Raw genomic sequence first — 710 nt, forward strand, 5'->3', positions numbered from 1 at the left:
GAGCATCGTGGTTAAGCTACTAAGAGCACACGGAGGATGCCTAGGCACTAGGAGTCGATGAAGGACGTGGCGAACAACGAAACTGCCTCGGGGAGCTGTAAGCAAGCTTTGATCCGGGGGTGTCCGAATGGGGAAACCCGGCTGTGTTAATACGCAGTCACTCTTACCTGAATACATAGGGTAGGTAGAGACAGACCAGGGGAACTGAAACATCTAAGTACCCTGAGGAAGAGAAAACAATAGTGATTCCGTCAGTAGCGGCGAGCGAACGCGGATTAGCCCAAACCAAGGAGCTTGCTCCTTGGGGTTGTGGGACGTCTCACATGGAGTTACAAAAGAATATATTAGGTGAAGAGGTCTGGAAAGGCCCGGCATAGAAGGTAAAAGCCCTGTAACCAAAAGTATGTTCCCTCCGAGACGGATCCCGAGTAGTGCGGGGCACGTGAAACCCCGTATGAATCCAGCAGGACCATCTGCTAAGGCTAAATACTCCCTAGTGACCGATAGTGAAACAGTACCGTGAGGGAAAGGTGAAAAGCACCCCGGAAGGGGAGTGAAATAGAACCTGAAACCGTGTGCTTACAAAAAGTCAGAGCCCTATTTATGGGTGATGGCGTGCCTTTTGTAGAATGAACCGGCGAGTTACGTTCCCGTGCAAGGTTAAGCTGAGAAGGCGGAGCCGCAGCGAAAGCGAGTCTGAATAGGGCGAA

The 710-nt window shown here is 51.4% G+C and carries 1 rRNA gene; it reads left to right on the top strand.

The window, feature by feature from the left end:
- Positions 1 to 9: 9 nt before the first annotated feature.
- Positions 10 to 710 (top strand): 23S ribosomal RNA (locus ACH8E3_RS16695); the annotation flags it as partial.

The organism is Paenibacillus sp. CMAA1364 (assembly GCF_054373195.1).